Here is a 6,862-nt window from a genome sequence, read left to right as displayed (position 1 = left end):
AGCTGTTCTTCTGGCAGTGGGCTGACGGTTTGCGCGGACTGGTGATCGGCACCGTGGTATTCTTTACTGCATTCAACCTGCTGGAGGCATCGTTGCCTTCACTGGTGAGCAAAGTGTCGCCTGCAGGTGGCAAGGGGACGGCAATGGGGGTGTATTCCACCAGCCAGTTCCTCGGTGCTGCCCTGGGAGGAATCCTCGGTGGCTGGTTGTTCCAGCACGGCGGGCTGAACATGGTGTTCCTGGGTTGCGCGGTGCTGTGTGCCATCTGGCTGGTCGTTGCCTTGCGCATGAACGAGCCGCCCTATGTGACCAGCCTGCGTATGCCGCTGACGCCAGAGGCAGTCCGGGAAGCCGGCCTGACCGAGCGCCTGATGGCTGTGCCGGGTGTGACCGACGCCGTTGTGGTGGAAGAAGAATCCGCCATCTATATCAAACTGGATACGAAAATTTTGGACCGTACGACCCTCGAGCGCCTGGTAAACCCGGCCTCTTCGGCGTGCGAAGCCTAGGAGAACGTTATGGCCCGTGGGGTTAACAAAGTCATTCTGGTCGGCACCTGTGGCCAGGATCCCGAAGTCCGCTACCTGCCCAACGGTAACGCCGTGACCAACCTGAGCCTGGCTACTAGCGAGCAGTGGACCGACAAACAGTCGGGCCAGAAGGTCGAGCGTACCGAGTGGCACCGTGTGTCGCTGTTCGGCAAGGTTGCCGAAATTGCTGGCGAGTACCTGCGCAAGGGTTCGCAGTGCTACATCGAAGGCAAGCTGCAGACCCGCGAGTGGGAAAAAGACGGTATCAAGCGTTACACCACCGAGATCATCGTCGACATCAACGGCACCATGCAGCTGCTGGGCGGCCGTCCACAAGGTCAGCAGCAGGGCGGTGACCCGTACAACCAGGCCGGCGGCAACTACAACCAGGGCGGCCAGCAGCAACAGTACAACCAGGCCCCGCCACGCCAGCAGGCCCAGCGCCCGCAGCAGCAACAGCAGCAGCGCCCTGCACCGCAGCAGGCAGCACCGCAGCCGGCAGCTGACTTCGACAGCTTCGATGACGATATTCCGTTCTGATCAGAGCGTGAAGTTGTCCAGCTAGAGCAAAACCCAGGGCCATTGCCCTGGGTTTTTTTTGGGTCGCACGACTGGCCGTTCCGGAATGTGCGACGCGGTGCAATTAACCGGTGTCGCAAATCCGCCCGTGCCAGTCAATCAAGCAATGTGGGGCTGGGTGTGCAAAATCATCCAGCGCTTCAATAGAACAGCCGCGGCTCCGGCGAATCCAGCAAGCTGACCAGCTTGGTCAATGCAAAGCCCAGTTCCTGACGGCTTGGTGTCATCAGCGCAATCCGCACCCCACAGGTGGCGTTGCTACGTTCGGGCAGGAACTGGCTGCCACTCACCACCGTGACGCCGTTGCTGCGGGCCAGGTTGGCAAACTCGTCGCTGGTCCAGGGGGCGGGCAACTCCAGCCAGATGTGGAAGCTGTTGGGCTGGCTGCGGATCTTGTACTTGCCAAGAATCTGCTGCGCCATGCACTGGCGCGCCGCCGCTTCCTCCTGCTGCACCTGCACCAGGCGGTCGGCCATGCCGCTGTTGATCAGGTTGCTGGCCAGTTGTGCCATCAGCGGCGAAGGCATCCAGACACTGCTGCGCACCATCGACGATAATCGTGAGAGCGTTTGCGGCGGCGCATAAAGGTAGCCGATGCGCAGCGCAGGCAGCACGCTCTTGGACAGGCTGGTGAGGTACACCGAGCGCTCTGGCGCATAGGCAGCCAGGGGTTTGTAGTCCGGCGCGGGTTCGAGAAAACCGTAGATATCATCATCGACGATGAACAGGTCGAACTCGCGGGCGATTTCGGCGATGGCCTGGCGCCGTGCGTGGGGCATGATGGTGTTGGTCGGGTTCTGGTGAGTGGTGACACACACCAGAAGGGAAGGGCGGTGCTCCAGGCACGCCGCACGCAGTGCTTCGGGGATCAGCCCGTGCTCGTCCATGGCCACGCCGCGCAGACGGCGCCCCATGCTATGGGCCAGGGAAATGATGCCCGGGTAGCAGAAGGACTCGCACAACACCACGTCTTCATTCTTCGACAGGCTGCTGATGGCTACCAGCAGGCCGTGCTGGGCGCCCGAGGTCAGCACCACCTGTTGCCAGCGCGCTTCCGGCAACCAACGCTGAATCCAGGCCGCGCCGGCTTGTTTATGGGTGGCATGGCCGCCCTCGGTCACGTAGTCGAGTACTTGCACCAGGTCGGGTGACTGGGCCAGTTCGGTTATGGCCCCCCGCAGCCAGTCCGTCATGTGCGCGTCATCGGGTTTGATGATCGACAGGTCGATCTGGCCGCTTTCTCGCTCGGGCGGTATCGGCGTTTGGCGTGTTGACGGGGGAGGCGTTTGCGCCTGGCGTTGCTGCAGGACGAAGGTACCCCGCCCGACTTCGCCCACTACCAGGCCGCGTTTGGCCGCTTCGTCATAGGCGCGCCCGATAGTGCCGGGTGTCACGTTCAAGGACTCGGCGAGGTCCTTGAGCGTTGGCAGACGTTCGCCTGCCACCAGCCGGCCGTTGCCAATGTCCTGCTCAAGAGCATCGGCGATCATCAGGTAGACCGGCTGCGCCAGGTCGCTGTAGTGAGGAACCCACATGGAAATGGCACCAGAATCTGCGAGAACGCGAAAGCCTAGCACGAAAGGTCTTATGGGAGTAATTGTGTTTTCCTACGGGTAAATTACCTTGATTGCCATGCTTGCGTACTGCGCTTTATGTCGGCCTTGTTCGTCCTCCGCCTACTCCACGTCGGACTGGACGCCCTGACCATTGCGCCATCGACCAGAAACCTTTTGAAATCAATGAGTTGATTGAATCGATTCAATCGGCATCTATTTGCTTCGCAGAAATGGATTGAATCGATTTTATTTTTGTAATTACAATGATTGAGTCGATGCAATGTGGGCGCGACCTGCCGGTTGCCTCTACCTGTCGTCACACCGCTGTGAAAGGGAAAAATTATAACGTCTGCCGCCTCTGCCCGGCCTAGCACGACATCGAACGGCCTCGAGCCAGCTCAATGGAATAACACTCGAAATGGAAAGCGCACACCTGCATCAAGTGACTGAGCCTCAGGCTTCACTTGAGATCCGCCTGCCCTGGGTTAGCTCCAGTGCCTGGCAAACCCTGCTGAACAACACCCCTCTCGATTTCGAGACCAGCAAGGAGCTTTACCCACAGCTCAGGGACCAGGCTCAGGAGGTGCTGGGCAAGGGGTTGTGCCAGCAGATTCGCGGGTTTGTCGAAGACCCGCACCTGACCAGCATGATCGTGCGCAACTGCCCCCGGGATCGGGACATCCCGCCCACTCCTTATTCCGGTGTGCTAAGCCCGGGGAGTACGCCAATTGCCTGCTTGGTAACACTGAGCATGCAGAGCCTGATGGGTATCAACCCGATCGTTTACGAAGGGGAGAACAACGGCCGGCTGTTCCGCCACGTCATCCCGTCGCGCAATGCATCCAGCCACAAGAGTTCCCATGGCTCGCGGTTGCGCTTTTCCTACCATGTGGATAACCCGGACTTGCCGCTGTCATCCGAGCCACTTGGCACGGCGTCCTGCTGCCCGGAATATCTCTCGTTCTTCGGCATGCGCTGTGACCCGCGCATCAGCACGACGCTGGTCAATCTTGATGCGGTAGTGGCGGCATTACCTGCCTCGGCGGTTCGTGAGCTTTCCCTGCCGCAGTTCGAAGTCCGCCGCCCCGACTCGTTTACCGGCAATCGTCGGTGCACGGCCGAGCTGCCGGTGCTGGCCCGTGGTCACGCCGGTGAATGGCTGTGCCGCTTCGACAGCGAGAACACCCACGGGCTGAACTTGCGTGCAGAGCAGGCTCTGGCAAACCTGCGATCGGTGCTGGAAACCCGCCGCTTCGACGAACCGCACCTGTTGCTGCCGGGTGATTTCATGATCTTCAAGAACCAGCGTGTGCTGCACGCCCGCGATGGCTTCGAGCCGCAGAACGATGGTGCCGACCGCTGGCTGTTACGTCTGTTTGCGGTCAACGACTTGAACCGGGTGCATTTCGCGCGAGCGGACCACCTGTACGAAGTCCTCTCCTGATCTTTTTCACCGACTCGATGGAAGTACTGCTATGGAACTGTTAGGAGCCTTTTGGGCGGAACACTGGTTGTTGGCGATCCTGATGCTCGGGGCGATTGCATTTGTCGCCGGGTTTGTCGACAGCATCGCAGGTGGCGGCGGGTTGTTTCTGGTCCCAGGGTTTCTGCTGGTCGGCATGCCGCCGCAGGTCGCGCTGGGCCAGGAGAAGCTGGTCAGTACCTTGGGCACGTTGGCTGCTATTCGAAACTTTCTGGCCAACAGCAGGATGGTCTGGCAGGTGGCGCTGGTCGGGGTGCCATTCTCGTTGCTTGGTGCCTACCTGGGCGCGCATCTGATCGTCTCCATCCCCCAGGAGACCGTAGGCAAGATCATCCTGGCGTTGATCCCGTTCGGCATCCTTATCTTCCTGACACCAAAGGACCGGCCAGTCGAGGAGCGTGAATTGTCATCGCGGGTGCTCTACACCGTAGTTCCGCTTACCTGCCTTGCCATCGGCTTCTATGACGGATTCTTCGGCCCGGGCACCGGCAGCATGTTCATCATTGCCTTCCACTACCTGCTGCGAATGGACCTGGTATCCAGCTCGGCCAACTCCAAGACCTTCAATTTCGCCTCCAACATCGGTGCATTGGTGGCCTTCGTCATCGCCGGCAAGGTCGTGTACCTGCTGGCCGTGCCGCTGGTGGCCTGCAACATTCTCGGCAACCACCTGGGCAGTGCCCTGGCCCTGCGCAAAGGCAATGAAGTGGTGCGCAAGGCGCTGGTGTTCTCGATGCTCTGCCTGTTCACCAGCCTGGGCGTCAAATACCTGGTCTGACCCACCCATTTGGAGAAACTGATGAAAACTGCATTCGTGACTGGCGCCTCTTCGGGGTTCGGCCGGGCCATCTGCCGCACACTGATTGCCAAAGGCTACCGTGTGCTGGGCGGCGCCAGGCGCCTGGACAAGCTGCAGGCGCTGGAGACAGAACTGGGGGTCAATTTCATCCCCCTGGCGTTGGACGTTACCGACCCGGTATCACTCGGGACGGCGATGGAGCAGATTGCCGATGCCAAGCTGCAGATCGACCTGCTGGTCAACAATGCCGGCTTGGCGCTAGGCGTCGACAAAGCCCAGGCCAGCAGCGCGGAAAACTGGCAGCAGATGATCGACACCAACATCACCGGCCTGGCGATGGTCACCCACAAGGTCCTGCCGCGTATGGTCGAAGCCGACAGCGGCATGATCATCAATATCGGCTCCATTGCCGGCACCTATCCCTACCCGGGCGGCAATGTGTATGGCGCCAGCAAGGCCTTCGTCCGCCAGTTCAGCCTCAACCTGCGTGCCGACCTCGCCGGTACTCGGATACGGGTGAGCAACATCGAGCCTGGCCTATGCTCGGGCACTGATTTTTCTCTGGTGCGTCTGAACGGTGACCTGGAGGCGGTGCAGGCGCTGTATCGCGACGTGCAGGCCATTCTGCCGGAAGATATCGCAGCCACGGTGGCCTGGATAGCCGAGCAGCCAGCGCATGTGAACATCAACAGCATCGAGATCATGCCGGTGGCGCAGAGCAGTGCGGCGCTGAACGTGGTGCGCAACCTGCCGCGTGCCTGAGCGTGAATAAAGCGCTACCACCTGACCCAGGTCATCGCACCTTGCGGATTCTTGACTAGTCTTAACGGTTGGCAGCCATCAATTGGCCGCCACCGTGACTACCGAGAGGCGCCGGCCATGTTCCGCGCGTCCAAACCTGATCAGGAGTGCACGATGGACCTGAACCGTCGGCAGTTCTTCAAGGTCGCCGCCGTCGGCCTTGGAGGCTCGAGCCTTGCGGCGTTGGGTATGGCCCCGACACCGGCATTCGCCGAGCAGGTGCGTCACTTCAAGCTGGCGCACACCCTCGAGACGCGCAACACCTGCCCCTACTGCTCGGTCGGCTGCGGCCTGATCCTGTACAGCCAGGGTGATGCGGGTAAAAACGTCAAACAGAACATCATCCATATCGAAGGCGACGCCGACCATCCGGTCAACCGCGGCACCCTCTGCCCGAAAGGCGCCGGCCTGCTGGACTTTATCCACAGCCCGAGCCGGCTGCAGTACCCCGAAGTACGCAAGCCGGGCAGCAAGGAGTGGGTGCGGGTCAACTGGGACGAGGCGCTCGACCGCGTCGCCGACCTGATGAAACAGGACCGCGACGCCAACTTTATCGAGAAAAACGCCCAGGGGCAGACAGTCAACCGCTGGCTAACCACCGGTTTTCTGGCTGCCTCTGCTGCCTCCAGCGAGGCAGGCTACCTGACCCACAAGGTGATCCGCGCAACAGGCATGCTGGGGTTCGATAACCAGGCACGTGTCTGACATGGCCCGACGGTGGCAAGTCTTGCCCCGACGTACGGCCGTGGCGCCATGACCAACCACTGGTCAGATATCGCCAACGCGAATCTGGTCCTGGTGATGGGTGGCAACGCAGCAGAAGCGCATCCTTGCGGCTTCAAGTGGGTGACCGAGGCCAAGGCGCACAACAAGGCGCGGCTGATCGTGGTCGACCCGCGGTTTACCCGAACCGCTTCGGTGGCGGACTACTACGCGCCGATCCGTACCGGTACCGATATTGCCTTCATGGGCGGGCTGATCAATTACCTGCTGAGCAACGACAAGATCCAGCACGAGTACGTGCGCAACTACACCGACGTGTCGTTCATCGTCAAAGAGACCTATGGCTTCGAAGACGGGCTGTTCAGCGGCTACGACGAGGCCAAGCGGGTGT

The 6,862-nt window shown here is 60.8% G+C and carries 7 protein-coding genes; 6 read left to right on the top strand and 1 reads right to left on the bottom strand.

Annotated elements, in window-relative coordinates; all coding sequences use genetic code 11:
- Together HP546_RS23390 and HP546_RS23385 are read left to right on the top strand one after the other, a co-directional pair.
- Nucleotides 1–509: MFS transporter (locus HP546_RS23390; protein WP_172230118.1), on the top strand; the 509-nt coding region annotated here is incomplete at its 5' end.
- Nucleotides 510–518: 9 nt separating this feature from the next.
- Nucleotides 519–1,070 (top strand): single-stranded DNA-binding protein, encoded by a 552-nt coding sequence (locus tag HP546_RS23385; protein ID WP_172230115.1) that lies wholly within the window; start codon nucleotides 519–521, stop codon nucleotides 1,068–1,070.
- 179 nt (nucleotides 1,071–1,249) lie between these two features.
- Here the strand turns inward: HP546_RS23385 and HP546_RS23380 are convergent, their stop codons facing one another.
- On the bottom strand, nucleotides 1,250–2,644 hold the full coding sequence (locus HP546_RS23380; RefSeq protein ID WP_172230112.1) for a PLP-dependent aminotransferase family protein: 1,395 nt from the start codon (nucleotides 2,642–2,644) through the stop codon (nucleotides 1,250–1,252).
- A 439-nt stretch (nucleotides 2,645–3,083) separates the two neighbouring features.
- Here HP546_RS23380 and HP546_RS23375 point away from each other — a divergent pair, with 439 nt between their 5' ends.
- From HP546_RS23375 to HP546_RS23360, 4 genes are all read left to right on the top strand, one after another.
- Nucleotides 3,084–4,109, top strand: a complete 1,026-nt coding sequence (locus HP546_RS23375) for a TauD/TfdA family dioxygenase (RefSeq protein WP_172230109.1) — start codon at nucleotides 3,084–3,086, stop codon at nucleotides 4,107–4,109.
- A 31-nt stretch (nucleotides 4,110–4,140) separates the two neighbouring features.
- Complete coding sequence (locus HP546_RS23370; RefSeq protein WP_172230106.1) at nucleotides 4,141–4,926, top strand: TSUP family transporter; 786 nt, start codon at nucleotides 4,141–4,143, stop codon at nucleotides 4,924–4,926.
- Nucleotides 4,927–4,947: 21 nt separating this feature from the next.
- The gene (locus HP546_RS23365; protein ID WP_172230103.1) at nucleotides 4,948–5,709 is read left to right on the top strand and encodes an SDR family NAD(P)-dependent oxidoreductase; all 762 of its coding nucleotides are present in this window, start codon (nucleotides 4,948–4,950) and stop codon (nucleotides 5,707–5,709) included.
- A 153-nt stretch (nucleotides 5,710–5,862) separates the two neighbouring features.
- The coding region (locus HP546_RS23360) for a molybdopterin-dependent oxidoreductase (protein ID WP_172230100.1) at nucleotides 5,863–6,862 on the top strand (1,000 nt) is incomplete at its 3' end.

The sequence above is a fragment of the Pseudomonas sp. CM25 genome (genome assembly GCF_013179705.1).
Lineage (GTDB): Bacteria > Pseudomonadota > Gammaproteobacteria > Pseudomonadales > Pseudomonadaceae > Aquipseudomonas.
Note: the sequence above shows the minus strand (reverse complement) of the source record. Positions and strands in the feature narration are given on the sequence as shown.

Coding starts and splice junctions, on each gene's coding strand:
- HP546_RS23370 (WP_172230106.1), top strand. CDS start 4,141: ATGGAACTGTTAGGAGCCTTTTGGGCGGAACACTGGTTGTTGGCGATC.
- HP546_RS23365 (WP_172230103.1), top strand. CDS start 4,948: ATGAAAACTGCATTCGTGACTGGCGCCTCTTCGGGGTTCGGCCGGGCC.
- HP546_RS23385 (WP_172230115.1), top strand. CDS start 519: ATGGCCCGTGGGGTTAACAAAGTCATTCTGGTCGGCACCTGTGGCCAG.
- HP546_RS23380 (WP_172230112.1), bottom strand. CDS start 2,644: ATGTGGGTTCCTCACTACAGCGACCTGGCGCAGCCGGTCTACCTGATG.
- HP546_RS23375 (WP_172230109.1), top strand. CDS start 3,084: ATGGAAAGCGCACACCTGCATCAAGTGACTGAGCCTCAGGCTTCACTT.